Here is a 26,075-nt window from a genome sequence, read left to right on the forward strand (position 1 = left end):
AAGTCCCCACTGCAATTTGCTCGGCACTTCAACCGAAAGGTCTGGTGACAGCAGATTACGGTATCGGGGCAGTAGCTTGAGCCCAGGCGAGCGACGTCATGTCAGCGAGCCTGGGCTTTTTTCTTGCCGGTCGACAGGTTTATTCAGCTTGGCGCACGTCGGAAGCCCCTCTCCCGTCATCCAAGTTGTTAAGCTTGGGCCCTCGGCCGGCCCCTATGCCGGCTGCGTATGGAGGACGCATGCGCGTACTGGTAATCGAAGACAACAGCGATATCGCAACCAACATCGGCGATTATCTGGAAGACCGCGGGCATGTGGTCGACTTTGCCGGCGATGGCGTGACCGGCCTGCACTTGGCCGTGGTGCACGATTTCGACGTCATCGTGCTCGACCTGACCCTCCCGGGCATGGACGGCCTCGACGTCGCACGCAAGTTGCGCCACGAGGCGCACAAGCAGACGCCGATCCTCATGCTGACCGCGCGCGACGCGCTGGAGCAGAAGCTCACGGGTTTTGAGTCCGGCGCCGACGACTACATGACCAAGCCCTTCGCGCTGCAGGAACTGGCCGCGCGTCTGGAAGTGCTGGCGCGCCGAGGCAAGGGTCCGCAGAGCCGCGTGCTCAAGGTGGGTGATCTCACCTACAACCTCGACACGCTCACCGTTACTCGGGAAGGCAAGTCGATCCAGCTCAACCCGATCGGCCTCAAGCTGCTGCAGGCCCTGATGGAAGCCAGCCCGTCGGTGGTGACGCGCCAGGACCTGGAGCAGCGCGTGTGGGGCGAGGAACTGCCCGACAGCGATTCGTTGCGTGTGCATATCCACGGCCTGCGTGCGGCGATCGACAAACCCTTCGAGAAGCCGCTGATCCACACGCGGCACGGTATCGGATACCGAATGGTCGAACCGGATGCAGTCCAGGCGTAAGCTCAGGTTTCGCCTGGTTGTCTCGTTCGCGCTGTTCGGCTTTGGCCTCAGCGCGTTGTTTGCGTTTGCGGCACTCAACATTCGTAGCCGCGTCGAAGATCAGCTGGTCAATTCCAGTCTGCTGGATGACGCCCGATGGGCCAACCAGCAGGCTCAGCAACATCCCGGCGCACCGCAGGGCTCACGCCTGCTGACCGGCAGCATGTACAGCGATCGCACCCTCTACCGCGCTCCACTGGCGTGGCAGAACCTGGATACGGGGGTGCACGACATCTACGAAAACGAACCCGATGGTCAGCGCCACCATTACAAGCTGGCCGTCTATCGCGAGAACGGTATCATCAGTTTTCTGCGCTATGACGTGTCGCGCGAGGAGCTCGGGAAGCAACAATTGTTGTTCAGCGTGATCGGTGCGGTTTTCCTGTTCGGTCTGCTTTCGCTCGTGCTCGGTCTGTGGCTTTCGCGCAAGGTGCTCAAGCCCGTCAGCGAGCTCGCGCGTCGCCTGCGCGACTTCCGCAAGACCGGCAAGGCCGAACCGCTCGCGCCGCATTTCGCCGACGACGAAGTCGGTGAGCTTGCATTGGCGCTCGATGAGTACTCGCACCGCCTCACCGCCATGGTCGAGCGCGATCGCGAATTCAACTCCGACGTAAGCCACGAACTGCGTACGCCGCTGGCAGTGATCGCCAGCACCACCGAACTGTTGCAGGGATCGCCCGACCTCACCGACAAGCTGCGCGAGCGCCTCAAGCGCATCGAGCGCTCGTCACGCCAGGCGACCGAGCTCATTGAAGCCCTGCTGCTGCTGTCGCGTGCGGAGCGCCGCGGCCCTACGCGCGGCGAGACCACCGAGGTGGCGAAGGTGGCATCCGACGTGATCGAGAGCCAGCGTCCGCAGATGCGCGACAAGCCGATCAGCATCGAGCTGGTGACGAGGCAGCCGTTGAGCGTCAACGCGCCGGCGTCGGTATTGTCGGTGGCCTTGACCAACCTGATCGGCAACGCGATCAAGTACACGCTGGAAGGCACGGTGACGGTGGAAATAACGGGCGATCGCATCGAGATCATCGATACGGGCCCTGGTATCAAACCGGAAGACGCCGAGCGCCTGTTCCAGCGTGGCGTGCGCGGCGAAGGTGCCGGCGGCAGCGGTGCAGGCCTGGGCCTGGCCATCGTGCGTCGCCTGTGCGACCTCTACGGTTGGGAAGTGTCGATGCGTCCGCGCACCGGCGCCAATGGTGCGATCGCCAGCATCGTCTTCGCCTGATCGGTTCTCAGGTCTCCTGTAGGAGCGCACCCAGTGCGCGATCGGCGCCGAGCAGGCCGATCGCGCATGCAGGGTCTTGCTGCTTACAGCGGTTCCAGCCAGCCCCACTGGTCGTTGGTCTTGCCGTTGAACAGGCCAAAGAACAGTTCCTGCAGTCGTCGCGTGACGCGGCCAGCCTTGCCGTTGCCGATCTTCTTGCCATCGACCGAGCGGATGGGCGTGATCTCGGCCGCCGTGCCGCACATCAGCAACTCATCGCACAGGTACAGGTATTCGCGCGGGATATCGCGCTCGATCACTTCGATGCCGTCTTCGCGCGCCAGCGTCTTGAGCGTATCGCGCGTGATGCCGGTGAGGATCGAGGCGCTGGCGGGCGTGGTGTGCAGCACACCGTCGAACACCAGGAACAGGTTCTCGCCCGCGCCTTCACTGAGCAGGCCGGTGGATGCCATGGCGATGCCCTCGCCGAAACCCAGACGACGCGCCTCGCGCGCGATCAACTGGCCGGAGAGGTAATTGCCGCCGGCCTTCGCGCCTGCGGGAATGGTGTTTGGCGCGAAGCGCTGCCAGCTCGACACGCAGGCGTCGATGCCGTTTTCCAGCGCCTCGGGACCGAGGTAAGGGCCCATCGGCCATGCCGCGACAGCCACGTCGATCGGCGTTTCCGCCGAGAGGCCAAAGCCGCCCAGGCCGCGATACGCCACCGGACGCAGGTAAGCGGCACTGAGGCCGTTCTTGCGCACCACTTCGCGGCAGGCGGCGGCGAGTTCGTCCTGCGTGTAGGGCAGGGTCATGTCGTAGATCTTGGCCGACTGGTACAGGCGCTTGAGATGGTCGGTCAGGCGGAAGATCGCCGCGCCATCGGGTGTCGCGTAGCTGCGGATGCCTTCGAACACGGACGAGCCGTAGTGCAACGCATGGGCCATGACATGCGTGGTGGCCTCCTGCCAGGGCTTGATCACGCCGTTCTGCCAGATCCATTCGGGGTACTGCTGCGCCATGTCGATGCTCCGGGGAAAAATCGCACCATGATAACCCCGGCAGCGTTGTGATCACCTTTCAGCCGCGTCCCCGCAGCCACAGGCACCCCGAACGCCGCACGACATCGAAGCGCGTTTCATGGGCTTGGCCGCTGCCGTCGCCGGCGGCCGTCCGCACCACCAGCTGGCGCTCTTCACCGGCCGACGTCGGAGGCACTGCCGCCGATGATGCGGTCGTGGCGGGGCTTTCGTCGTCACCGGTGGAATCGTCCCCAATGCCCAGCAGTGGCCGTTGCATCAGGCCGCCCAGCGAACGTATGTCCGCCACGACGCTCTCACGCCCATAACCGCCCCATAGCATCAGGCCGGCGAGTCGATTCGGATCGCGAGCGGAGAAAGCATCAAGCACGCTCTGGCGCAGTTCCGACACCGTGGCGGCGCAGAGCACGGGTGGTGGCGTGGCAGCTGTGGTGGGAGCGGTAAGCGTGGCAGGAGGCTCGTCCCGCGGCGGCGTGACCGGTGTGGCCTGTAGCGCCGCGCACGGTTGATCCGTGAACAGCGGCGTGCCCTCGGGGCCTACGCAGCGGTGGATACCGTCCTGCGCCCGGGCGCCCAGCGACAGACAGACAAGCAACAGCAAGAGGCCATAACGAAGCATCCGCCGAGCTTACGCCCGGCGGCATCACTCAACTGTGCAGTCGGTTCAGTACTGCTTGCGTGGCCCGGGCCCGATTCAACGTGTAGAAGTGCAGTCCCGGTGCACCGCCGTCCAGCAGGCGGCGGCACATCTCGGCCACCACGTCGGCGCCGAGCTCGCGGACCGATGCGGCATCGTCACCATGGGCCTGCATGCGCTTGACGATCCAGCGAGGAATCTCCGCGCCACACTGATCGGAGAAGCGCTTGAGCTGCGAGAAGTTGGAAATCGGCATGATGCCCGGGACGATCGGCACCTCGACACCAAGCCGGCGTACGTCGTCAACGAAGCGGAAATAGGCATCCGCGTTGAAGAAGTACTGCGTGATCGCGCCATTCGCGCCGGCATCCACCTTGGCCTTGAAGTGCCGAAGATCGGCCAGGGCGTCGTCGGCCTGTGGATGGGTTTCCGGATAGGCCGCTACTTCGATGTGGAAGTGATCGCCTGTGTATTCGCGGATGAAACGCACCAGTTCCGAGGCATAGCGGAAATCGCCCGGGCTGGCCATGCCCGAAGGCAGATCGCCGCGCAGCGCCACGAGGCGGCGGTAGCCGGCGGCCCGGTACGCATCCAGCAGTTCGGCCAGTTCGGCCCGCGTGCCGCCCACGCAGGACAGGTGCGGCGCCACGTTCAGACCGTGATTGCCATGCAGCCTCGCCACGGTTTCGCCGGTATAGCTCAGCGTCGAGCCGCCGGCGCCGAAGGTGACCGAGACGTACTCGGGCGAAAGCGACTTGAGCAGGGTGGCGGCCTGGTCCAGCTGGGCGCGCTGCTCGTCGGTTTTGGGCGGAAAGAACTCAAAGCTGATGGAGGGCATCGCGAGGGTCCTGGCGGGGTCGTTCCAAGTATATATCTCTTTTTCGCGATGAAGAGATATGACGTCCCTCAAATTTGACCTGCGACAAACCGCGACAGCCTTTCCCTGGGCTCCAGTTGATCTAGATCAACTGTGAGGTGAGGCCCGGCCCACAGACTTCCCGCCGTTCAGTTAAGCCTAGGAGTGGGCCTCATGGTGGGCGTCGAGGGGAGTTACAACGATAAGGTCGTCCGGCAATTCGCCGTGATGACCGTGGTATGGGGCGTGGTCGGGATGCTGGTCGGCGTCATCATCGCCGCCCAGCTGTACTGGCCAGGCCTTGATTTTGATCTGCCGTGGCTCAGCTACGGACGTCTGCGCCCGCTGCACACCAATGCGGTGATCTTTGCTTTCGGCGGATCGGCGCTGTTCGCCACCAGCCTCTACACGGTGCAGCGCACCTGCCATGTCCGCTTGATCTCGGACAAGCTGGCTTCGTTCGTGTTCTGGGGATGGCAACTGGTGATCGTGGCGGCGGCGGTGACCCTGCCGCTGGGCCTCACCCAGGGCAAGGAGTACGCCGAGCTGGAATGGCCGATCGACCTGCTCATCACCGTCGTGTGGGTGGCCTACGGCGTGCTGTTCTTCGGCACCATCGCCCAGCGCAAGGTGAAGCACATCTACGTCGCCAACTGGTTCTACGGCGCGTACATCATCACCATCGCCCTGTTGCACATCGTCAACAACCTCGCCATTCCGGCCGGCTGGTTCAAGTCGTACTCGGTGTACTCGGGTGCGGTGGATGCGATGGTGCAGTGGTGGTACGGCCACAACGCGGTCGGTTTCTTCCTGACCACCGCATTCCTCGGCATGATGTATTACTTCGTGCCCAAGCAGGCCGGCCGTCCCATCTATTCCTACCGTCTGTCGATCGTGCACTTCTGGGCGCTGATCGCGGTGTACATGTGGGCCGGTCCGCACCACCTGCAGTACACGGCGCTGCCGGACTGGGCGCAGTCGCTCGGCATGGTGTTCTCGCTGGTGCTGCTGGCGCCGTCGTGGGGCGGCGCGATCAACGGCATCCTCACGCTCTCGGGCGTGTGGCACAAGCTGCGTACCGACCCGATCCTGAAGTTCCTCATCGTCTCGCTCTCGTTCTACATGATGAGCACGTTCGAGGGACCGATGATGTCGATCAAGACGGTCAATTCGCTCAGTCATTACACCGACTGGACCATCGGCCACGTGCATTCGGGCGCCATCGGCTGGGTCGCGATGATCTCGATCGGCTCCATCTACGCGATGCTGCCGCGCCTGCTCAACCTGCCGAAGATGTACTCGACCAAGCTGATCGACCTGCATTTCTGGCTGCACACGATCGGCCTCGTCGTCTACATCGCCTCGATGTGGATCGCCGGCGTCACACAGGGACTCATGTGGCGCGCCACCGATCCCGAGAACGGCACCTTGGTCTACTCGTTCGTCGAAGCGCTCAACGCCACCAAGCCGTACTTCCTGTTCCGCCTCGGCGGCGGACTGATCGTGCTGAGCGGCATGTTGGTGATGGGTTGGAACGTGCTGCGGACCTTCCGGCTGTCCGCTGCGAGCACGGCGCCGCAGCCGGTGCTGCCGCCTGACGCTGCCGATGCGCGTGCCTGAGGGAACAGACATGAGCCATATGCACGCAAAGATCGAAAAGAACATCGGCCTGATGGCCATCCTGGTGGCCGTGGCGGTGTCGTTCGGCGGTCTCGCCGAAATCGTCCCGCTGATGTTCCAGGCCGAAACCATCAAGCCGCTGCCGGGCATCAAGCCGTATCCCGCGCTGGAGCTGGCCGGGCGCGACGTCTACATCCGCGAGGGTTGCTACAACTGCCACTCGCAGATGGTACGTACGCTGCGCTTCGAGACCGAGCGTTACGGTCACTACTCGCTCGCGGGCGAATCGGTGTACGACCATCCATTCCAGTGGGGCAGCAAGCGCACGGGTCCGGACTTGGCACGCGTGGGTTTGCGTGGCTATTCCGACGACTGGCATCGCGCGCATCTCAACAATCCGCGCGATGTGGTGCCCGAGTCGAACATGCCAGCCTATCCGTGGCTGGCCAAGGCGAAGCTCGATGGCGCGGAAGTCGCCCAGCACATGCGCGCGTTGAAGCGCATCGGTGATCCATACAGCGATGCAGAGATCGCCGCCGCACCGACCGCTGTCGAAGGCAAGACCGAACTGGACGCCGTCGTGGCCTACCTGCAAAGCCTCGGTACGCATGTATCGCAGGCAGACATGCAGGTCGCAGAAGGAGCCGAGTGATGATTCCCGGTCTGATCACAGCCTTCCTGCTGGTGCTGTTTATCGTGGGCTGCATCCTGCTCTGGAGGCCGGGTGTGAAGCCCGTGCTGGATGCCGCTGCCCGTATGCCTCTGGATGACGACAAGGAGGAGAGGGCATGACTTCCGCATGGACGTGGTACGTGGTGGCCATCACCGTGTTGAACCTGCTGGGCTGCGTCTGGCTGCTCAGGGCCAACATCAAGCGTCGCCCAACCGACCCCAGACCGGATGAAACCGGACACGTGTGGGATGGCGACCTCACCGAATACAACAAGCCGCTGCCGCGGTGGTGGATCAACCTCTTCTACATCACGCTGGTGTTCTCCGTCGGCTACCTCATCTGGTATGGGCTGGGCACGCTGAAGGGGTGGGGTCATTGGAGCTCGCGGTCGGAATGGGCGAAGGAGACGGCGGCGGAGAACGCGCGCCTCGATGACACGCTGAAGCTCTACGCGGGCAAGCCCGTCGATGAGCTGGCCAAGGATGCCGGCGCCGTGTCGATCGGCCGCGCGATCTTCATCAATCGTTGCGCCGCCTGCCATGGTTCCAGCGGTCACGGTGCGGCCGGTTATCCGGATCTCACCGACGACATCTGGCACTGGGGCGGAACGCCTGCGCGCATCCTGGACACCATCCAGAACGGCCGCCACGCCGTGATGCCGGCCTGGGCCGATACGCTCACCGCACAAGGTGGCGCCACGGCGGTGGATGACACCATTGCCTACGTCCTCTCGCTGTCGCGTTCGGACCAGCCGAAGGATGCGGCTGCGCGAGGCGAGAAGTTGTTCGCTGGCATTTGCACCGCATGCCATGGTCCACAGGGCAAGGGCAACCAGGTCATGGGCGCGCCGGATCTCACGGACAGCTACTGGTTGTACGGCAGCAGCGCGGCGTCGTTGCACAAGACGCTGGCCGAAGGTCGTCAGGGTGTGATGCCGGCCTGGAAGGATCAGTTGGGCGACACCCGCACGCGACTGGTGGGTGCCTATGTGTGGACGCTGTCGCCGCACAAGGACCCACCGCCTGCTGGCGCCGTGGTTGCCGAATGATGATCGCGCGTTCCGCCAAACCTCCGGAACAGGAGCCGACGCCTGCTTCTCAGCGCGTCGGCGCCATCCTTTGGCCGATCTTCTTCGTCGCCGGGGTCATCACGGCGGCGTTCTTCACCATCGTCGATCCCGAGCGGCTCAGGGAGATCACCTTCCCGTCGCTGCGCCTCAGTCGCGAACTGGGCTATTCCCTGGGCTTCTTCCTCTTCTGGCTGGCTACCGCCTCGTCCAGCCTGTTCACCTGGATCTTGCTGCGGCCATCCTGGCAGGTGAAGCGCGGATTCCACCCCGGGAACGCACCATGAGTCGTCGCATACCGCTGCATGTCGTCGACGACGAAAGCAGTTCCTATTACGTCAGCGAGCGCAAGGTCTATCCACGCGAGGTGTCGGGCACCTTCAACCGGCTGCGCGTGGCGGCGGTGATCTGGCTGCTCGGCATGTACTACCTGTTTCCCTGGCTGCACTGGAACGGCAAGCAGGCCGTGCTGCTGGACCTTCCTGCGCGCAAGTTCCACGTGTTCGGCTGGATGTTCCTGCCGCAGGATTTCCTGTTCCTCTCCACGTTGCTGATCATCGCCGCGCTGGCGCTGTTCTTCTTTACGGCGCTGGCGGGTCGCCTGTTCTGCGGTTACGCCTGTCCGCAGACGGTATGGACCGAAGTCTCGCTGTGGATCGAGCGCTGGTGCGAAGGCGACCGCAACAAGCGCATGAAGCTCGATGCAGGCCCTTGGACGCGCGAGAAGATTCTCCGCAAGACGGCCAGGCACGGCCTGTGGGCGCTGTTCTCGTTGTGGACCGGCTTCACCTTCGTCGGCTACTTCAGCCCGATCGTGGGCTTGGCGCATCGCACGCCGTTTGGCCTGGGCGGCTGGGAAACGTTCTGGATCCTGTTCTACGGGTTTGCCACTTGGGGAAATGCAGGCTTCCTGCGCCAGCAGGTGTGCAAGTACATGTGTCCGTACGCGCGCTTCCAGAGCGCGATGTTCGATCGCAACACGCTGATCATTGCCTACGATCCCATGCGAGGCGAGCCGCGCGGTCCGCGCAAGCGTGGCCTGTCCAGTGTGCTGGAACGGGCGCGTGGCCTGCTCGACAAGGTCACGGCCTACGATTACGTATTCCGCGCGAGTCAGCATCCCTCGGCGGCGGACAATCGTGCGCAGGCCGGCGGCACCATCGCGTTGGCCAGTGCCGGCATGGTCGCCGAGCCGCTACCGAAATTCGCTCCGGAACTGCTGGGCGACTGTGTCGATTGCACGATCTGCGTGCAGGTGTGCCCGGTTGGCATCGATATCCGCAACGGTTTGCAATACGAGTGCATCGCTTGCGGTGCCTGCATCGATGCCTGCGACGACGTGATGGGCAAGCTGGGCTACCCCAAGGGCCTGATCCGCTACACCACGCAGAACCAGATCGACAGCAAGTCTACCCACGTACTGCGGCCGCGCATCATCGTCTATGCCTGTCTGCTGCTCGCCTTGCTGGGCGGCTGGATGTATGGCGTGACCCATCGCAGTGTGCTGCTTGCCGAGGTCCTGCGCGATCGCAATGCGATGTACAGCCAGGCGAGCGACGGCCGCATCGAAAACAGCTACACGCTCAAGCTGGTGAACAAGGAGCAGCAGACGCACCATTTCGTCATTGACGTGGCATCCACGGACATGCCCGGTATCGCACTTCGCGGTGGCGCACGGACGGTGGCAGCCGAGAGTGGCGAAGTGTTGTCTATTCCGCTCACGGTCAGCGCCTCGTCCGAGGTGACTGGGCGGCACGACGTGCAATTCGTGGTGCGGGGCGCCGACGTGGACGCCGACACCGCCATCAAGAGCAGTTTCTTCGGACCTTCGCTATGAACACGATACGAAGCGCATGGCGCGAACCCATGGTGTGGATGCTGGTGGGCCTGCCGCTGGCGTCGGTCGCCATCGGTTTCGCCCTGCTGTTTGCCGCCGTCCATCCGGGGCGCGAGGACATGGAAACGGTCGGCCGGGTCACCAAGGTGGGCAAGCTGCTGGTATCCGCCGAGGCCGCGCAATCACCGGCCGAGGTGTCCACCGAAGGCGTGGTGCTGCGTACCAAGGGCGACATGGTCGAGGTCTTGCCGTTGGACGGGGATTTCCCTCGCGGCGGCAGGCTGACCTTGACCCTGTCCGATTCGTCGGGCGAACAGCGCATCGTGCATCTTTCGCCGAGTGAGCTGGGTTGGCGTGGAGTCGGGTCGCTGGATCGCGATCGCGACTGGACGGTACGGCTCGCGTCCGATAGCGGCGCTTGGCTGATGCATGGACGTTGGGCACCGCAGGCTCGGTCCATCCGATTGATGCCCTGAACGTGGATTGCGCGGTCGATGCCATCAACCAGGTCGGCTTCGAGACCTGTTACCACTGCGGTGAGGCTTTGCCGGCGTCGCCTGTATTGCTGGACGTCGATGGCAGCGTCAAGGGTTTCTGCTGCGAAGGTTGCCTCGCCGCAGCGCAGTGGATTCGGTCGTCCGATCTCGGTGACTACTACCGGTTGCGTAGCGCCGCCGGTGCACGGGTAGATGTGGAACTATCCGACCTGGCCGTGTGGGACCGTGACGATGTATTGGCAGATCACGCATCTCCCGTGACCGGGGGGCTGGAGATCACACTGCTGACGGATGGCATGCGGTGCGCCGCATGTGCCTGGCTGATCGATCGCGCCCTGCAACGTGTGGATGGTGTGCTGGACGTTGGTGCCAACGCGGTGACGGGGCGCATCCGCCTCGCCTGGGATCCGGCGCGCGTGCCGCTGTCGTCGGTGCTGGAACGACTCACCTTTCTCGGTTATCGGCCCTATCTGGCCAGCGGTGCCGTACAGGAACGCGAGAAGCTGGCCGACCGCCGACGCTGGTTGCTGAGGCTGGGCATCGCGGGGCTTGGCGCCATGCAGACCATGATGCTGTCGGAGGCGCTCTACCTCGACGTCAATCATCACATGGCGCTGTACACCAGGGATTTCTTTCGCTGGGTGACGTTTCTCGTCTGTACGCCGGTGGTGTTCTATGCCGGCTGGCCCTTCCTGCTTGGTGCGTGGCGCGAATGGCGCGAGCGCCATCCGGGCATGGATACGCTGGTGGCGGGCTCGACCTTGCTGGCCTATCTGGCGAGTGCCGTGGAGACGGTACGCGGCGGTGAGCATGTCTGGTACGACGCGGCGGCGATGTTCGTGTTCCTGCTGTTGTGCGCGCGCATGCTGGAACAACGTGCGCGGCGCATCGCGAGCTCGCAGGTGGATGCGTTGGCGCGGGCACGCCCGGCGTTGGCAGTGCGCGAACGACCCGATGGCACGCGCGAATCCGTTCCGCTGACGGCGCTTCAGGTCGGCGACGTTGCCTGCATGGCCGCAGGTGAAGCGGTGCCGGCCGACGGCGTGCTGCTGGACGAGCAGGCGATGTTCGAAGAAGCGCTGTTGACGGGTGAGTCGCACCCCGTCGCCAAAGCGCAGGGTGCCCCGGTATTCGCGGGCACGGTTTGCCATGAAACGCCCGCGCGCATCGAGATCACTCGCGTGGGAAGCGCCACTCGGCTGTCGCAGCTTACGCGCCTGGTCGAACAGGCGCAGGCTCATAGGCCGCCGCTTGCACGCGTGGCGGATCGCGTCGGCAGCGGGTTCGTGGTGGCGTTGTTGATCGCGTCCGTGGCGGTTTTCATCGGCTGGCGCATCCACGATCCGTCACGCGCTTTTGAAGTGACGCTGTCGCTGCTGGTCATCAGCTGCCCGTGCGCATTGTCGCTCGCCGTGCCCGCAGCATTGGCTGCGAGCCATGGTGCGCTCGCGCGGCTGGGCGTGCTTTCGTTGCGCGCGGAAGGGCTCGACAGCCTTGCGCGTGCGACTGATATCGTGTTCGACAAGACGGGCACGCTCACGCGCATCGATCCATCGATCGGCGAGGTACAGACGTTCGGCGGCATGTCCGCGGATGAAGCCTTGGCCATCGCCGCTGGGCTCGAACGCGACAGCGGCCATCCCATCGCGGCGGCTTTTGCGTCCGTGCTGACACTACGCACGGCGAGTGGCCTGAGGGTGCATGCAGGGCAAGGCTTGAGCGGCCGGGTAAACGGTGCGGAATGGCGACTGGGACGCGGCCCTTTCGCGGCGAACCAGGATGACGATGGCCGGCTGTGGCTCGGTGATGGCACGACTGCTGTTGCGCGTTTCACGTTGGAGGAACGCATGCGCGCCGAAGCGCGCGTCGCGGTGAACGCGCTGCGCGAACTGGGCCTGCGCCTCCATCTCGCCAGCGGCGATGCTTACGGCGCCGTGGAACGCCTGACGCGCCAGCTCGATATCGACGATGCCCATGCGAGGCAGAGCTCCGAGGACAAGCTGGCGCTGGTGCGCAAGCTGCAGGCGGAGGGGCGTGTGGTCGCCATGGTGGGCGATGGGCTCAATGACGCACCCGTGCTCGCGGGTGCGGACGTATCGCTTGCGATGGGCGAGGGCGCGTCGCTGGCGCAGCGCGCGGCCGACATGGTGCTGACGGCGCCGTCGCTGCTGCGCATTCCAGCGGCGGTGCAGCTGGCGAGGCGCACGCAACGCATCATCCGGCAGAACTTCGCCTGGGCTGTCGGCTACAACGTGTTGGCGCTGCCGCTGGCGGTGATGGGGCAGGTGACTCCGTCGCTGGCTGCGCTTGGCATGGCGCTGTCGTCGCTGATGGTTACCGCCAATGCGCTGCGCCTGATGCGCGTGTCCGTGCCGGAGTCGTCGCCATGATCATTCTGCTGATGCTTATCCCGCTGAGCCTGATGTTGCTGGCGGTCGCCATCGGTTCGTTCGTATGGGCCGTGCGCAAGGGGCAGTTCGACGACATGGAAACGCCGGCCATCGACATCCTGCGTGAGGATCGGCCTTTCCCGCCGGATGCCGAACATACGGAGGGGCGCGGCCATGGTTAACGCTGCAGCGCTATCGGCCGTGCTGTTGACCGGCCTGCTTGGTGCCGCGCATTGCGCCGCGATGTGCGGCGGCATCGCCACGGGTTTCTCGATGTGGTCGCCGCGCATGGGTTGGGGCAATGCACTGCAGCTCAACCTGGGCCGGGTGATGGGCTACGTGCTGGCCGGTGCGGTTGTAGGCGGCATTGGCGATGGCGTACTGCGCGTGTTCGAGCTGGATGCACTGGCGCTCGCCATGCGCACCGCCGTCGGGTTGGTGCTGGTGGTGATGGCGTTGCGCCTGCTGGATCGGAGCGGGCGCCTGGGTTTTCTTGCGCGGCCTGGCGCGCGTATCTGGACATGGCTGCAGCCCCTGCAGCGGCGACTGGTTCCGGCGAATACGCCGGTACGCCGCCTGGCGGCGGGGATGTTGTGGGGATGGCTGCCATGCGGTCTGAGCACCACGGTGCTGGCGGCGGCCTGGTTGTCGGCGAGTGCGCGCGATGGTGCGCTGATCATGGCGGCCTTCGGGCTGGGTACCTTGCCCGTGATGTTGCCTTTGACGTGGTCCGGCGCGCGGGTGGGGCGTTGGCTGCAGCGGCCGGGTTTGCGCCGAGGTGCCGCCGCATTGGTGATGTGTGCAGGCGTGCTGACATTGTCGGCGCCGTGGCTGATGCACGTGCGGGCGCTGCACGGCGTGTTGGGCATGCTGGGCTGCGGCCCGGCGAGCGGTTAGGGGAGCGATTGCGCGCAGGGCACGCTCGATGGGGGCGTGTCCTGCGCGCGATTCGTCCATGCATGAAAAAGGGCCGCCCATGGGCGGCCCTTTCACTTGAAGCAAAGACCGGTGCCGCTCAGTAGCGGTAGTGGTCCGGCTTGTACGGGCCGTCGATCGGCACGCCGATGTAGGCGGCCTGATCCGCGGTCAGCTTGGTGAGCTTCACGCCGATCTGCTCAAGGTGCAGGCGGGCCACTTCCTCGTCCAGCTTCTTCGGCAGGCGGTAGACCGTCTTGTCGTAGAAGTCCTTGTTCGCCCACAGGTCGAGCTGGGCCAGCGTCTGGTTGGAGAAGCTGTTGGACATCACGAAGCTCGGGTGGCCGTGGGCGCAGCCCAGGTTCACCAGCCGGCCTTCGGCCAGCATGTAGATGCTGTGGCCGGTCTTTTCGAAGGTGTAGCGATCCACCTGCGGCTTGATGGTTTCGCGCGACACGCCCTTGGCGGCGTTGAGGCGGTCCATCTGGATCTCGTTGTCGAAGTGGCCGATGTTGCACACCAGGGCGTTGTTCTTCATCGCCGCCATGTGTTCCAGCGTGATGATGTCCTTGTTGCCGGTGGTGGTGACGTAGATGTCGCCGATGCCGAGCGTGTCTTCGATGGTGGTGACCTGGAAGCCCTCCATCGCGGCCTGCAGGGCGTTGATCGGGTCGATTTCGGTCACGATCACGCGGGCGCCGAAGCCCTTGAGCGAATGCGCACAGCCCTTGCCCACGTCACCGTAGCCGCACACCACGGCGACCTTGCCGGCGACCATCAGGTCGGTGGCGCGCTTGATGCCGTCGGCCAGCGACTCGCGGCAGCCGTACAGGTTGTCGAACTTCGACTTGGTGACCGAGTCGTTGACGTTGATGGCCGGCACCAGCAGCTTGCCGGCTTCGGCGAGCTGGTAGAGGCGATGCACGCCGGTGGTGGTTTCCTCGGAGACGCCCTTCCACTCGGCGGCGATCTTCTTGAACCAGCCCGGACGCTCCGCTTCCGTGCGCTTCACCAGGTCCTTGATGACCTGTTCCTCGTGGTTGCCGCTGGGCGTGTTGACCCAGTCGCTGCCGTCTTCCAGCTCCACGCCCTTGTGGATGAAGAGGGTGGCGTCGCCACCGTCGTCCACGATCAGTTGCGGGCCCAGCTCGCCCGGATGGGTGAGCATGTCGAGCGTGCACTGCCAGTACTCCTCCAGCGTCTCGCCCTTCCAGGCGAACACCGGCAGGCCGCCGGCGGCCAGGGCGGCGGCGACGTCGTCCTGGGTGGAGAAGATGTTGCACGAAGCCCAGCGCACCGAAGCGCCCAGCTCGCGCAGCGTTTCGGCGAGCACAGCGGTTTCCTTGGTGCAATGCAGGGAGCCGGACAGGCGCACGCCCTTCAGCGGCTTGTCCTTGGCGTAGCGGGCGCGGATCTGCATCAGGCCCGGCATTTCCTCTTCCGCCATGCGGATGCGGCGGCGGCCGAGCTCGGCCTGGGACATGTCGCGGACTTTGTAGTCCTGGAAGGACGGATCTTTGGTAACTGCGTTCATGGCGTAGCTCCGGGTGTTGCGACCAGAAGGCCGCATCGTTGTCCGGGCGCCGTTGCAAAGGAAATCCATCGAGCCTGGCCGGTGGGCGGGAACAGCACAGGCATGTGCGGTCTCGCCCGTGTCCGGTCGCAGCGCCCCTCGACGGGACCTTGGAGTATAGCGTCAGGCACCCGCGGTTTTGGGCGATGAGGGGCATGCGCCCTGCCGATAGACAGGCTTGGCTCACGGGCACCGAGACCGTTAATGTCGCAAGTTCATACGATTGGAGGCCTTGCCACGCCATGGAACGTTCGCTCCGATGCCTTGCCCTCGTGGGTTTCCTGCTCGCCGCGCTGCCGCTGGCGACCATGGCCGATACGCCACCGGCTGCTGTTACGGCACAAGCCAGCGGCTACCTCACGCCGCCCGCGCCGTTGCAGGCGCTGGTCGATGCGCCACGCCCGCCGGCGGTATCGATCAGTCCCCACCGCGACCTGCTTGCCTTGACCCAGGCGCCGGCGTTGCCAGGCATCGACGTCGTGGCGCAGCCCGAACTGAAGCTGGCGGGCTTGCGCATCAATCCGCGCGTCCATGCACAGAGCCGATTCCTGTTCGGCACCGACCTGTGGCTGCTCGACATCGCCAGTGGCAAGGACATCCGCCTGCAGGGTTTGCCCAGGCCGTTGTCGATCGCCACGTCCAGTTGGTCGCCGGACCAGCGTTTCCTGGCGTTCAATCAGGTGGATGCCGCGCAGGGACGCAACGAATTGTGGGTGGTCGATGTCGCCACGCATACGGCACGCCGCCTGACCGCGTTGCCGCTCAACACGGTGGCCGGCCGCGGTTATCGCTGGATGCCCGACAGCAAGCAACTGCTGGTGCAGCTGCAGCCCGAAGGGCAGGGCGCGCCGCCGGTGGCCAGCACGATTCCGACCGGCCCGAACACGCAGCAGACGCAGGCAGGCAGCGGCGTGAAGGCGATCCGCACCTATCAGGACATGTTGCGCAACGAAGATGATGCGCGACAGCTGGAGTATTACCTGCGTTCGCAGTCCGCGCTGGTGGACCTCGATGGCAAGGTCACGCCGCTGGGCGAGCCGGCGCTCACGCTGGCGATCAGTCCTTCGCCCGATGGTCGCTACCTGCTGCGCGAACGCGTGGAGCGGCCGTTCTCGTATCTGGTGCCGGTGGAGAGTTTCCCGCGCCGCATCGAAGTGCTCGATCGCGACGGCAAGCTGGTGAAAGAGATCGCGCATCTGCCGCTGGTGGAAGGCCTGCCGACCGGCAATGACGCCGTGCCCACGGGTGTGCGCGATATCGACTGGCGCGCGGATGCGCCGGCCACGCTGGTGTGGGCCGAAGCGCAGGATGGCGGGGACCCGGCGCGCGCGGTCGAGATTCGCGACCTGGTGCTGATGCAGGCTGCGCCGTTCGACCAGGCGCCGGTGACGCTCGCCAAACTCGGCAGTCGTTACGCCGGCGCCTATTGGGGCAACGGCAAGCTCGCGCTGATCGACGAGTTCTGGTGGAAGACGCGCAAGGTGAAAGAGTGGCGCGTGGCGCCGGACCAGCCGTCGCAGGCCCCTTCGCTGGTGCACGAAGGATCGTCGGAGGATCGTTATCGCAACCCCGGCAAGCCGGCGACGATGATCGATGAGCGCGGCGAATCGCGGCTGCTGACAGCGGCCGATGGCGAAAGCATCTACCGCCTCGGCGATGGCGCCTCGCCCGAAGGCGATCGCCCCTTCCTGGACAAGGTGAATCTCGCCACGGGTCAGAGCACGCGCCTGTTCCGCTCGCAGGCGCCGTACTACGAAGCGGCCCTGGTGCTGCTGGACGCCGAAGGCAAGCGGGCGCTGGTGTCGCGCGAATCGCCCAGCGAGCCGACCAACTACTACGTGCGCGATCTGGCGTCGAACGGCCCGCCGCGTGCGCTTACGCATTTCCCCCATCCGCTGCCGCAGCTGAAGGGCGTGCAGAAGGAGCAGATCCGCTACAAGCGCAAGGACGGCGTGGAACTCTCGGCCACGCTGTATCTGCCGCCGAACTACGATCCGAAGAAGGACGGTCCGCGGCCGATGCTGATGTGGGCCTATCCCACCGAGTTCAAGTCGGCCGACGCGGCGGGCCAGGTCACCGATTCGCCCTATCGCTTCAACAGCATCGGCTTCTGGGGGCCACAGGCGTTCCTGGCCATGGGTTATACCGTGCTGGATCACTTCTCCGTGCCGATCGTGGGCGAAGGCAACAAGGAGCCCAACGACACGTATGTCCCCCAGCTGGTGGCGAGCGCCGAAGCGGCGGTGGACGAAGTGGTGCGCCGTGGCGTGGCCGACCGCAACCGCATCGCCGTGGGCGGGCATTCGTACGGCGCGTTCATGACCGCGAACCTGTTGGCGCACACGCGGTTGTTCAAGGCGGGCATCGCGCGCAGCGGTGCGTACAACCGCACGCTCACGCCGTTCGGCTTCCAGTCGGAGGAACGCAACTACTGGCAGGCGCAGGACGTGTACCAGGCGATGTCGCCGTTCAACTACGCCGAGAACATCAAGGATGCGTTGCTGTTGATCCACGGCGAACAGGACAACAACTCCGGCACGTTCCCGGTACAGAGTGAACGACTGTATGCGGCCATCAAGGGCCTGGGCGGCACGGCGCGACTGGTGATGCTGCCCAATGAAGCCCATGCGTATCGCGCGCGCGAATCCATCATGCAGATGTTGGCCGAGAGCAACGCGTGGCTGGAGCGCTACGTGAAGCAGGCCAAGCCCGCGGAAGGCAGTGGCGCCGGCTCGCACTGAGCGGAATGGTTGCAAGTGAAACGGGGCGCCGGGCGCCCCGTTTTCGTTACTGCCGGCGGAACGTCTTTTGTGGCGGTGCACAAAACCTGTTCGCTTCGAGTAGTCTTGGACGTCCAGACATCTGCACCGTGGCATCGATGAACCAGCACCGCAGTCCTGAGTTCGCTCCACACGACGCGCCCCTGCGCGAAGACGTCCGCCGCCTTGGCGCCCTGGTCGGCAACATGCTGGCCGAACAGATTTCTCCCGACTTTCTCGACGAGATCGAGCGCATCCGCATGGCCGCGATCGAACGCAGGCAGGAGAACCTGCCACTCGATGCGCTTTCCGGTTTGTTGACCGGCGTCGACACCGGGCATGCGGAATCGCTGGCCCGCGCGTTCGCCACCTATTTCCAGGCGGTGAACATCGCCGAGCGCATCCATCGCATCCGCCGCCGTCGTGACTACCAGCGCGAAGGTGGCGCGCCACAGCCGGAATCGCTGCTGGATGCGCTGACGCGTCTGAAGGCGCAAGGCGTGGAAGCGGGCGAGCTGCTCGAGTGGCTCGAACGCCTGCAGATCGAGCCCGTGTTCACGGCGCATCCCACCGAAGCCGTGCGTCGCTCGCTGCTGGAGAAGGAACAATCCATCGTGCGGGCGCTGGTCGACAACTTCGATCCCACGCGCACGCCGCAGGAGCGCAAGGAAGACGACGACCGCATCTACATGGCGCTGAGCGCCGGTTGGCAGACGGCCGAGGCATCGACCATCAGTCCCACCGTGCAGGACGAGCACCATCACGTCGGCTTCTATCTCGCCAACCCGATCTACCGCATCGTGCCGGCGCTGTACGAATCGCTCGCCGACGCCTTGCAGACGGTGTACGGCGTGGCCGTGCCGATCCCGCGACTGCTCAGCTTCGCCACCTGGGTCGGTGGTGACATGGACGGCAATCCCAACGTCGGCGCGGCCACCATCGCCAACAGCCTCGCGACGCAACGCGCGCACGTGCTGGAGCATTACATCGAAGACTTGTCCGGCCTTGCGCGCCTGCTCAGCCAGACAGAGGACCGCGTGGATGTCGGAAGCGCGCTGGCGCAGCGGCTGTTCGACTATCGCGTGCGCTATCCGGAAGCGGCGGCGCGGGTTCGTCCGCGTCATGCCGACATGCCGTATCGCAGCCTGCTGACCATCATCAGGGCGCGCCTGGATGCGACGCATGACGACGAGCATCCGGAAGCCTATACGTCGGTGCGGGATCTCCTGGATGACCTGCATCTCATCGCGGCAAGCCTGATCGATCATCGCGGCCTGCATGCGGGTGCCTATGCCGTGCGTCGCTTGATCTGGCGCGTGCGCACCTTCGGCTTCCATCTCGCACGCCTGGATGTGCGCCAAGATTCGCGCGCGCACGACGACGCGCTGGCGTTGCTGCTCGGCCATGCCGACTGGTCCACGCGTGACGCAGCCGACAAGGCAAAGCAGCTGCGACCGTTTGCGGGCGGCGAGCAGGCGCTCGCGGAGAACGAAGACGCGTCGGTGGTGGCCTTGCACGACGTCTTCGCCACCTTGCGCGAATCCCGTGGCCGGTACGGCGCCGACGCGCTGGGTCTCTACATCATCAGCATGGCGCGTTCGGCGGCAGACGTGCTTGCCGTGCTGGCGCTGGCGCGCTACGGCGGGCTCGTCGAGCACGACAAGGTGCCGCTGGATATCGCGCCGCTGTTCGAGACGGTAGACGATCTCACCAACGCGCCGGCCACGCTGCGTGCGCTGCTTGAGGATCCGGTGTACCGCGAACATCTGGCCTCGCGCGGTGGACGCCAGTGGGTGATGCTCGGGTATTCGGACAGCGGCAAGGATGGCGGCACGCTGGCGTCGCGCTGGGGACTGCAGCGCGCCCAGGTGGAACTGCTGGAGGTGGCTGCGGAGTTCGACATCCGCCTGTCGTTCTTCCATGGCCGCGGTGGCTCAGCCAGCCGCGGCGGTGCGCGGATCGCGCCGGCGCTGATGTCGTCACCGCGTGGATCGGTGGCCGGCGTGTTGCGCGTCACCGAACAGGGTGAAGTCATCCATCGCAAATACGGCATCCGCGCGCTCGCCTTGCGCAATCTCGAGCAGACCGTGGGCGCCGTGCTGCGTGCCTCGTTGCGTCCGCGCACGAGCGAGGCGCGCGAAGAGGCATGGCGCGAACGCATGGGCAAGCTCGCTGCACACAGCCGTCAGCACTATCGCGCCTTCGTGGATCGCGAAGGCTTTGTGGACTACTTCCGCACCGCCACACCGATCGACGTGATCGAGCGCATGACGCTCGGCTCCCGTCCGGCACGTCGACGCAGCATGCGCGGCGTGCAGGACCTTCGCGCGATTCCCTGGGTGTTCGCATGGACCCAGTGCCGGTCGATCCTGCCGGGGTGGTATGGCCTTGGTTCGGCGCTCGAATTTGGCGCGGCGGCATACGGCGAAGCCGCGATGGTCGAGATGGCGAGTGATTGGCCGTTCTTCGCCAACATGCTCGATGACGTGGCGATGGTATTGGCCAAGAGCGACCTCGGCATCGCGGAGGCATTCTCGCAGTTGGCCGGCCCGCTGCACGAACCGTTCTTCGGGTTGATCCGCGACGAATTCGAGCGCACGCATCGCTGGCTGCTGCGCCTCAGGCGCAGCGACAGCCTGCTGCAGCATGAGCCGCGATTGGCCGTGTCGATCGGCCTGCGCAACCCCTATGTCGATCCGATGAGCCTGTTGCAGGTGGATCTGCTGAAGCGCTGGCGTGAGGGTGGCGAGAGCGACGATGCGCTGCTCACGGCGCTGGTGGCCTGCGTCAATGGGGTATCGCAGGGTTTGCAGAATACGGGTTGAGCGTCACCGGCCTCTGCAGGTCTTTTTCTGTAGAAGCGCACCCAGTGCGCGAAAAGCCTACACAGCGGTGACGCATTGGCTCTGCGGTCGCGCACTGGGTGCGCTCCTGCAAGGTCGCGCTAGTGTGTGGCGTAGCTCTACTGTGGGAGCGCACCTTGTGCGCGACAAGCCGACGAAGCGGCGAGCACGCCGCTCCGCAGTCGCGCACAAGGTGCGCTCCCACATGGGTCAGGTGCGTTTAGCCGTCCAGCTCCGACCAGCGTGCATACGCGGCATCGAGGTCGCGCTGCAGCGCCGCCAGCGTCTCGTTGGCCTTCATCACCGCGGCGTTGTCCTGACGGAAGAAGTCCGGATCATTCATGGCCTCGGTGCGCGCGGAGATGTCCGCCTCCAGTGCTTCGATGCGCGCCGGCAGCTGCTCCAGCTCGCGCGCATCCTTGTAGCTCAGCTTCTTCTTCGGCTCGGAAGCGGGTGCTGTCGCCGGTGTCGCTGTCCTCGTGTCCGCGGGCTTGCTGCTTGATACGGGAGTAGCCGACGGGGCAGGGCGCTGGCGCAGCCAGTCGCTGTAGCCGCCGACGTATTCGCCGACCTTGCCGTCGCCCTCCAGCACCAGCGTGCTCGACACCACGTTGTCGAGAAACTCCCGGTCATGCGAAACCAGCAGCAGCGTGCCCTGGTATTCGGTAAGGAGCTCTTCGAGCAGCTCCAGCGTTTCCACGTCGAGGTCGTTGGTGGGTTCGTCCATCACCAGCAGGTTGGACGGTTGCGCGAACAGCTTGGCGAGCAGCAGGCGGTTGCGCTCACCACCGGACAACCGCGTGATCGGCGCGCGCGCGCGTTCCGGTGAGAACAGGAAGTCCTGCAGGTAACCGATGATGTGCTTGCGCGAGCCGTTGAGCTCGATGTACTCGCGTCCTTCGGCGACGTTGTCCAGTGCGTTGAGTTCGTCGTTGAGCTGCACGCGGTGCTGGTCGAAGTAGGCGATCTGGATACCGGTGCCGAGCGTGGCGTGGCCGCGCTCGGGCTTGAGGTCGCCCAGCATGATCTTGAGCAGCGTGCTCTTGCCGGCGCCGTTGGGGCCGATGATGCCGACGCGATCGCCACGCATGATGGTGGTGCTGAGGTTGTCGATCAGCACGCGGCCGCCGTAGCTCTGGTGCACGTGTTCGAGCTCGATGACCTTCTTGCCCGAGGCCTGCGCGTTGGCCAGCGTCATCTTCACGTTGCCGGACAACTCGCGACGCTGCGAGCGCTCCACGCGCAGCGCCTTCAGTGCACGCACGCGACCTTCGTTGCGCGTGCGGCGTGCCTTGATGCCCTGGCGGATCCACACTTCTTCCTGCGCGAGCTTCTTGTCGAACAGCGCATTGGCCTGCGCTTCGGCGTGCAGGCGCTCCTCGCGGCGACGCAGGTAGTTGTCATAGTCGCCCGGCCAATCGGTGAGCTGGCCGCGGTCGATTTCGACAATGCGCGTGGCGAGCGCGCGAAGGAAACTACGGTCATGCGTAACGAACACGATGCTGCCGTCGAACTGGCGCAGGAAGCCTTCGAGCCAGCCGATCGCCTCGATGTCGAGATGGTTGGTGGGCTCGTCCAGCAACAGCACATCGGGCTTGCGCACCAGCGCCTGCGCCAGCAGCACGCGGCGCTTCATGCCGCCGGACAGCGCCGCGAAGTCGATGTCGGATGGCAATTCAAGGCGGGTCAGCACGTCGGTGACGCGGCGATCCAGGTCCCAGCCATGGCGGGCTTCGATCTGTGACTGCACATCGCCCAGCGCATCCATGTCGCCTTCGGCGAGCAGGTGGTGATAACGCGCAAGCAGATGGCCAAGGTCGCCGAGCCCTTCGGACACCACGTCGAATACGCTGCCCGACGTGTCCTGAGGCACGTCCTGCGCCATGCGCGCGACGACGACGCCGGTCTGCACGCGCACTTCGCCGTCGTCGGCTTTGAGTTCCCCGGCGATCAGCTTCATCAGGGTGGATTTGCCCTCGCCGTTGCGGCCCACGATGCATACGCGTTCGTTGGCGCCAATGGCGAGGTCGACATGTTCGAGCAGGAGCGGACCGCCGATGCTGAAATCGACGCGCTGGAGTTGGATCAGTGACATCCCGCCATTCTAGCGGTCTGCCGGTGTGCCCGCCGAGCTCCGAGGCCATGCCCCTCAAGGGAAAAAAGAAGCCGCCGATAGGGAAAAAAGCCTTTCGCCTATGGCCTTTTGCGGGCACACTCGACTGGCAACGTAGACGCCGTTTTCACGGTGAAATCTGCGTAAAGGCGGCGCCAATGGCGCCGTCATGATTTATCGTCCATGGAAACATGGACTTATGCGTGCTAATTCAAGTATTGTCTCTGCCCATGGCTGGCGCTGCGAAGAAGCTTTCGCATCGCCCTGTTGTCGGCGAGCTGGAAGCGAGGGTAACGGGGTGGCTATCAAGTCCGAAACGCCGGCCAGGGGGGGTACCTGGCGTCGAGGCCTGATCGCATTGTTGGTGTCTGTCGCCGGCAGTGTCATGGGTATCGCACATGCAGGGTCCTCCGCCATCGTGGTGGACGACACCGACGGCCAGGTGATCACCGCCGTCAACCCCGACGAAGCTGCTCATCCGGCCTCGCTGGCCAAGATGATGACGCTGTACCTCACCTTCCAGGCGGTGCAGAACGGCACGCTGAAGATGGACCAGGAACTGCCGGTGTCCTCGTGGGCTGCCTCCAAGGCGCCGACCAAGCTCGACCTGCGCAATGGCCAGACCATCTCCGTCGAAGACTGCGTGCTCGGCATGATCACCAAGTCCGCCAACGACGCGGCCACCGTGGTGGCTGAAGGCATGGGCGGCACGGAAAGCCATTTCGTCGAGATGATGAATGCCCAGGCCCAGCTGCTGGGCATGAGCAGCACCCGCTTCGCCAACGCCTCGGGCCTGCCCGATCCGGAAGACACCACCACCGCCCGCGACATGAGCAAGCTGGCGATGGCGCTGTACCACGACTTCCCGCAGTACTCGCACTACTTCTCGACCAAGGAATTCATGTTCCGCGGTCGCCTGGTGCGCGGCCACAACAACCTGATGGACAAGTACCCGGGCATGGACGGCCTGAAGACCGGCTACACCAATGCCGCAGGCTTCAACCTGGCCTCGACCGCCGTGAAGGATGGCCGTCGCTTGTTCAGCGTCGTGCTGGGCGGCCGTACTGCCTCGACCCGTGATCGCCTGATGGCGCGTCTGCTGGACGACGGCTTCGAGAACCAGGAGACGCCGGCCGAGCTGGTCGCGCAGGTGGGCGCCGCCCCGGTCGTCGCCAAGGGCCGCCGTTCGGCTGCGAAGGCCACCGCCGTGGCCGACGCCACGCCGTCCTCGCGACGCCACCATCGCCGCAGCAAGGCCGATGCGGTGGCGGCTCGCAGTACGGCGACCTGTTCGAAGAAGAAGGCCGTGACCTGCCCGGCGCCGAAGGCGACGGCGCGCAAGGTGGCCTCGGTGGGTTCGTCGCCGGACAAGTGAGGCGATGGGACAACGAGGATGCAGCAGACGGGTCGCGCAAGCGGCCCGTTTTCGTTGAAGCAGGGCGAAGCGGCTCTTTGTAGGAGCGCACCCTGTGCGCGACGGCCTTTCGCCGCGGTCTCCAATGTTCGTCATCCCGGATGCGAGCTCTTTGTAGGAGCGCACCCAGTGCGCGAGAAGCCTACGGAGCGGTGATGCCGGAACGCTGCGGTCGCGCACTGGGTGCGCTCCTACAGGAGGGGTGTGGAGGTGGCGCAAAAAAAACGGGCCGCTTTCGCGGCCCGTTCCCATGTGAAGCAAAGCAAATGGCTTACTTCAGCTTGGCATCGGCGCGCAGCGCCTCGGCCTTGTCGGTCTTTTCCCACGAGAACGCGGTGTAGGTCTTGCCGTCCGGACCCTTCACTTCGTACGGGGTGCGGCCGAAGTGGCCGTAGCTGGCGGTCTGCTGGTACATCGGGTGCACCAGGTCGAGCATCTTGATGATGCCGTACGGGCGCAGGTCGAAGTGCTTGCGGATCAGCTTCTCGATCTTCTCGTCGGCGATCTTGCCGGTGCCGAAGGTGGTGACCGAGATGGAGGTCGGCTCGGCCACGCCGATGGCGTAGCTCACCTGCACTTCGCAGCGGTCGGCGATGCCGGCGGCCACAATGTTCTTGGCCACGTAACGGGCGGCGTAGGCGGCCGAACGGTCCACCTTCGACGGATCCTTGCCCGAGAACGCGCCGCCGCCGTGACGGGCCCAGCCGCCGTAGGTGTCGACGATGATCTTGCGGCCGGTCAGGCCGCAGTCGCCCACCGGGCCGCCGATCACGAACTTGCCGGTCGGGTTGATGTGGAACTTGGTGCCCTTGTGCAGCAGCTTGGCCGGCAGCACCGGCTTGAGGATGTGCTCGCGCACGGCCTCGATCAGGTCCTTCTGCTTCACGTTCGGGTCGTGCTGGGTCGACAGCACCACCGCGTCGATGGCGGTCGCCACGCCGTCTTCATAGCGCAGGGTGACCTGGCTCTTGGCGTCCGGACGCAGCCACGGCAGTGGCGAGTTCTTCTTCTTGCGGACCTTGGCCTGCTGCTCGACCAGACGGTGCGAGTAGTAGATCGCCGCCGGCATGTAGTCCTTGGTCTCGTTGGTCGCGTAGCCGAACATCAGGCCCTGGTCGCCGGCGCCCTGTTCTTCGGGCTTCTTGCGGTCCACGCCCTGGTTGATGTCCGGGCTCTGCTTGCCGATCAGGTTCAGCACGCCGCAGGTCTCGCCGTCGAAGCCGACGTCCGAGGAGTCGTAGCCGATGTCGGTGATGACCTTGCGGGTCAGCGCTTCCAGGTCGATCCAGGCGCTGGTGGTGATTTCGCCGGCGACGATCGCCACGCCCGTCTTCACCATCGTTTCGCAGGCCACGCGCGCACGCGGATCCTGCGCGATGATCGCATCGAGGACGGCATCGGAGATCTGGTCGGCGACTTTGTCCGGATGGCCTTCGGAGACCGATTCGGAGGTGAAGAGGAAGTTGCTCATCGCGGGTTATATCCTTCCTTACGGATAAAGAGATAAAAGGGGTGGCGCATGATACACGGCCCACCCCCGCTTTGCAGCCTCAGCATGGGGTCGGGACATGACGATTTCATGCCGATTCAGCCGTTTGGACGGCTTTGCGGCCTTTTGCCACCGCCAGAAAACGGGCGCGCCGGCGGCCCGCGGGCCACCAGCGCCGTCT

The 26,075-nt window shown here is 65.0% G+C and carries 21 protein-coding genes and 1 riboswitch; of the genes, 15 read left to right on the plus strand and 6 right to left on the minus strand.

Features of this window, described 5'->3' with window-relative positions; translation table 11 throughout:
* Positions 1-239: 239 nt before the first annotated feature.
* On the plus strand, positions 240-926 hold the full coding sequence (locus CA260_RS02990) for a response regulator transcription factor (protein ID WP_019466282.1): 687 nt from the start codon (positions 240-242) through the stop codon (positions 924-926).
* A complete protein-coding gene (locus CA260_RS02995) occupies positions 910-2,193 on the plus strand; it encodes a sensor histidine kinase (RefSeq protein ID WP_111980954.1) in 1,284 nt (427 codons plus the stop codon). The genes CA260_RS02990 and CA260_RS02995 overlap by 17 nt, the downstream gene beginning before the upstream one ends.
* Before the next feature lie 83 nt (positions 2,194-2,276).
* Here the strand turns inward: CA260_RS02995 and CA260_RS03000 are convergent, their stop codons facing one another.
* From CA260_RS03000 to metF, 3 genes are read right to left on the minus strand one after another with little or no spacing between them, the layout of a single operon-like run.
* Positions 2,277-3,194 (minus strand): branched-chain amino acid transaminase, encoded by a 918-nt coding sequence (locus tag CA260_RS03000; protein WP_111980955.1) that lies wholly within the window; start codon positions 3,192-3,194, stop codon positions 2,277-2,279.
* 58 nt (positions 3,195-3,252) lie between these two features.
* Positions 3,253-3,831 (minus strand): DUF4124 domain-containing protein, encoded by a 579-nt coding sequence (locus tag CA260_RS03005; protein ID WP_111980956.1) that lies wholly within the window; start codon positions 3,829-3,831, stop codon positions 3,253-3,255.
* A gap of 28 nt (positions 3,832-3,859) precedes the next feature.
* Complete coding sequence (gene metF / locus CA260_RS03010) at positions 3,860-4,687, minus strand: methylenetetrahydrofolate reductase [NAD(P)H] (RefSeq protein ID WP_111980957.1); 828 nt, start codon at positions 4,685-4,687, stop codon at positions 3,860-3,862.
* A 192-nt stretch (positions 4,688-4,879) separates the two neighbouring features.
* Here metF and ccoN point away from each other — a divergent pair, with 192 nt between their 5' ends.
* The 10 genes from ccoN to CA260_RS03060 are packed head-to-tail and all read left to right on the plus strand — an operon-like array spanning position 4,880 to position 13,685.
* On the plus strand, positions 4,880-6,325 hold the full coding sequence (ccoN, locus tag CA260_RS03015) for a cytochrome-c oxidase, cbb3-type subunit I (RefSeq protein WP_111980958.1): 1,446 nt from the start codon (positions 4,880-4,882) through the stop codon (positions 6,323-6,325).
* A 10-nt stretch (positions 6,326-6,335) separates the two neighbouring features.
* On the plus strand, positions 6,336-6,977 hold the full coding sequence (gene ccoO / locus CA260_RS03020) for a cytochrome-c oxidase, cbb3-type subunit II (RefSeq protein ID WP_111980959.1): 642 nt from the start codon (positions 6,336-6,338) through the stop codon (positions 6,975-6,977).
* Complete coding sequence (locus CA260_RS03025; RefSeq protein WP_111980960.1) at positions 6,977-7,117, plus strand: cbb3-type cytochrome oxidase subunit 3; 141 nt, start codon at positions 6,977-6,979, stop codon at positions 7,115-7,117. The genes ccoO and CA260_RS03025 overlap by 1 nt, the downstream gene beginning before the upstream one ends.
* Positions 7,114-8,046: a cytochrome-c oxidase, cbb3-type subunit III gene (gene ccoP / locus CA260_RS03030; RefSeq protein WP_111980961.1), complete on the plus strand. Its 933-nt coding sequence runs from the start codon at positions 7,114-7,116 to the stop codon at positions 8,044-8,046. Before CA260_RS03025 ends, ccoP begins: the two co-directional genes overlap by 4 nt.
* Complete coding sequence (locus CA260_RS03035) at positions 8,046-8,351, plus strand: hypothetical protein (protein ID WP_111980962.1); 306 nt, start codon at positions 8,046-8,048, stop codon at positions 8,349-8,351. The genes ccoP and CA260_RS03035 overlap by 1 nt, the downstream gene beginning before the upstream one ends.
* Entirely contained in the window at positions 8,348-9,901 is a 1,554-nt protein-coding gene (locus CA260_RS03040; protein WP_111980963.1) for a 4Fe-4S dicluster domain-containing protein, read from the plus strand. The genes CA260_RS03035 and CA260_RS03040 overlap by 4 nt, the downstream gene beginning before the upstream one ends.
* Complete coding sequence (locus tag CA260_RS03045; protein ID WP_146745273.1) at positions 9,898-10,377, plus strand: hypothetical protein; 480 nt, start codon at positions 9,898-9,900, stop codon at positions 10,375-10,377. The genes CA260_RS03040 and CA260_RS03045 overlap by 4 nt, the downstream gene beginning before the upstream one ends.
* The gene (locus CA260_RS03050; RefSeq protein ID WP_238149592.1) at positions 10,320-12,788 is read left to right on the plus strand and encodes a heavy metal translocating P-type ATPase; all 2,469 of its coding nucleotides are present in this window, start codon (positions 10,320-10,322) and stop codon (positions 12,786-12,788) included. The genes CA260_RS03045 and CA260_RS03050 overlap by 58 nt, the downstream gene beginning before the upstream one ends.
* On the plus strand, positions 12,785-12,970 hold the full coding sequence (gene ccoS, locus CA260_RS03055) for a cbb3-type cytochrome oxidase assembly protein CcoS (RefSeq protein ID WP_111980965.1): 186 nt from the start codon (positions 12,785-12,787) through the stop codon (positions 12,968-12,970). The genes CA260_RS03050 and ccoS overlap by 4 nt, the downstream gene beginning before the upstream one ends.
* Entirely contained in the window at positions 12,963-13,685 is a 723-nt protein-coding gene (locus tag CA260_RS03060; protein WP_111980966.1) for a sulfite exporter TauE/SafE family protein, read from the plus strand. The genes ccoS and CA260_RS03060 overlap by 8 nt, the downstream gene beginning before the upstream one ends.
* Before the next feature lie 118 nt (positions 13,686-13,803).
* Here CA260_RS03060 and ahcY read toward each other — a convergent pair whose 3' ends face one another.
* Positions 13,804-15,237: an adenosylhomocysteinase gene (gene ahcY / locus CA260_RS03065; RefSeq protein WP_111980967.1), complete on the minus strand. Its 1,434-nt coding sequence runs from the start codon at positions 15,235-15,237 to the stop codon at positions 13,804-13,806.
* Between the two features lie 37 nt (positions 15,238-15,274).
* A riboswitch (S-adenosyl-L-homocysteine riboswitch) is annotated at positions 15,275-15,383 on the minus strand.
* Positions 15,384-15,518: 135 nt separating this feature from the next.
* On the opposite strand from ahcY, the gene CA260_RS03070 reads away from it, so the two are divergent.
* Both CA260_RS03070 and ppc read left to right on the plus strand, forming a co-directional pair.
* On the plus strand, positions 15,519-18,017 hold the full coding sequence (locus CA260_RS03070; RefSeq protein WP_111980968.1) for a S9 family peptidase: 2,499 nt from the start codon (positions 15,519-15,521) through the stop codon (positions 18,015-18,017).
* Between the two features lie 137 nt (positions 18,018-18,154).
* Positions 18,155-20,860 (plus strand): phosphoenolpyruvate carboxylase, encoded by a 2,706-nt coding sequence (gene ppc, locus CA260_RS03075; RefSeq protein WP_111980969.1) that lies wholly within the window; start codon positions 18,155-18,157, stop codon positions 20,858-20,860.
* A gap of 238 nt (positions 20,861-21,098) precedes the next feature.
* Here the strand turns inward: ppc and CA260_RS03080 are convergent, their stop codons facing one another.
* Positions 21,099-22,973, minus strand: coding sequence for an ATP-binding cassette domain-containing protein (locus CA260_RS03080; protein ID WP_111980970.1), 1,875 nt, complete (start codon positions 22,971-22,973; stop codon positions 21,099-21,101).
* Positions 22,974-23,376: 403 nt separating this feature from the next.
* Between CA260_RS03080 and CA260_RS03085 the strand changes: the two genes are divergently transcribed.
* Positions 23,377-24,366 (plus strand): D-alanyl-D-alanine carboxypeptidase family protein, encoded by a 990-nt coding sequence (locus CA260_RS03085; protein ID WP_238149593.1) that lies wholly within the window; start codon positions 23,377-23,379, stop codon positions 24,364-24,366.
* Between the two features lie 310 nt (positions 24,367-24,676).
* Here the strand turns inward: CA260_RS03085 and metK are convergent, their stop codons facing one another.
* Entirely contained in the window at positions 24,677-25,876 is a 1,200-nt protein-coding gene (gene metK / locus CA260_RS03090) for a methionine adenosyltransferase (protein ID WP_111980972.1), read from the minus strand.
* Positions 25,877-26,075: the final 199 nt, after the last annotated feature.

Origin of the sequence: Dyella jiangningensis, assembly GCF_003264855.1 — a bacterium.
Taxonomy (GTDB): Bacteria; Pseudomonadota; Gammaproteobacteria; order Xanthomonadales; family Rhodanobacteraceae; genus Dyella; species Dyella jiangningensis_C.

Coding starts and splice junctions, on each gene's coding strand:
- CA260_RS03080 (WP_111980970.1), bottom strand. CDS start 22,973: ATGTCACTGATCCAACTCCAGCGCGTCGATTTCAGCATCGGCGGTCCG.
- metF (WP_111980957.1), bottom strand. CDS start 4,687: ATGCCCTCCATCAGCTTTGAGTTCTTTCCGCCCAAAACCGACGAGCAG.
- CA260_RS03045 (WP_146745273.1), top strand. CDS start 9,898: ATGAACACGATACGAAGCGCATGGCGCGAACCCATGGTGTGGATGCTG.
- CA260_RS02995 (WP_111980954.1), top strand. CDS start 910: ATGCAGTCCAGGCGTAAGCTCAGGTTTCGCCTGGTTGTCTCGTTCGCG.
- ccoO (WP_111980959.1), top strand. CDS start 6,336: ATGAGCCATATGCACGCAAAGATCGAAAAGAACATCGGCCTGATGGCC.
- ccoP (WP_111980961.1), top strand. CDS start 7,114: ATGACTTCCGCATGGACGTGGTACGTGGTGGCCATCACCGTGTTGAAC.
- ppc (WP_111980969.1), top strand. CDS start 18,155: ATGAACCAGCACCGCAGTCCTGAGTTCGCTCCACACGACGCGCCCCTG.
- ahcY (WP_111980967.1), bottom strand. CDS start 15,237: ATGAACGCAGTTACCAAAGATCCGTCCTTCCAGGACTACAAAGTCCGC.
- CA260_RS02990 (WP_019466282.1), top strand. CDS start 240: ATGCGCGTACTGGTAATCGAAGACAACAGCGATATCGCAACCAACATC.
- CA260_RS03005 (WP_111980956.1), bottom strand. CDS start 3,831: ATGCTTCGTTATGGCCTCTTGCTGTTGCTTGTCTGTCTGTCGCTGGGC.
- CA260_RS03025 (WP_111980960.1), top strand. CDS start 6,977: ATGATTCCCGGTCTGATCACAGCCTTCCTGCTGGTGCTGTTTATCGTG.
- ccoN (WP_111980958.1), top strand. CDS start 4,880: ATGGTGGGCGTCGAGGGGAGTTACAACGATAAGGTCGTCCGGCAATTC.
- CA260_RS03040 (WP_111980963.1), top strand. CDS start 8,348: ATGAGTCGTCGCATACCGCTGCATGTCGTCGACGACGAAAGCAGTTCC.
- CA260_RS03085 (WP_238149593.1), top strand. CDS start 23,377: ATGGGTATCGCACATGCAGGGTCCTCCGCCATCGTGGTGGACGACACC.
- metK (WP_111980972.1), bottom strand. CDS start 25,876: ATGAGCAACTTCCTCTTCACCTCCGAATCGGTCTCCGAAGGCCATCCG.
- ccoS (WP_111980965.1), top strand. CDS start 12,785: ATGATCATTCTGCTGATGCTTATCCCGCTGAGCCTGATGTTGCTGGCG.
- CA260_RS03060 (WP_111980966.1), top strand. CDS start 12,963: ATGGTTAACGCTGCAGCGCTATCGGCCGTGCTGTTGACCGGCCTGCTT.
- CA260_RS03070 (WP_111980968.1), top strand. CDS start 15,519: ATGGAACGTTCGCTCCGATGCCTTGCCCTCGTGGGTTTCCTGCTCGCC.
- CA260_RS03035 (WP_111980962.1), top strand. CDS start 8,046: ATGATCGCGCGTTCCGCCAAACCTCCGGAACAGGAGCCGACGCCTGCT.
- CA260_RS03000 (WP_111980955.1), bottom strand. CDS start 3,194: ATGGCGCAGCAGTACCCCGAATGGATCTGGCAGAACGGCGTGATCAAG.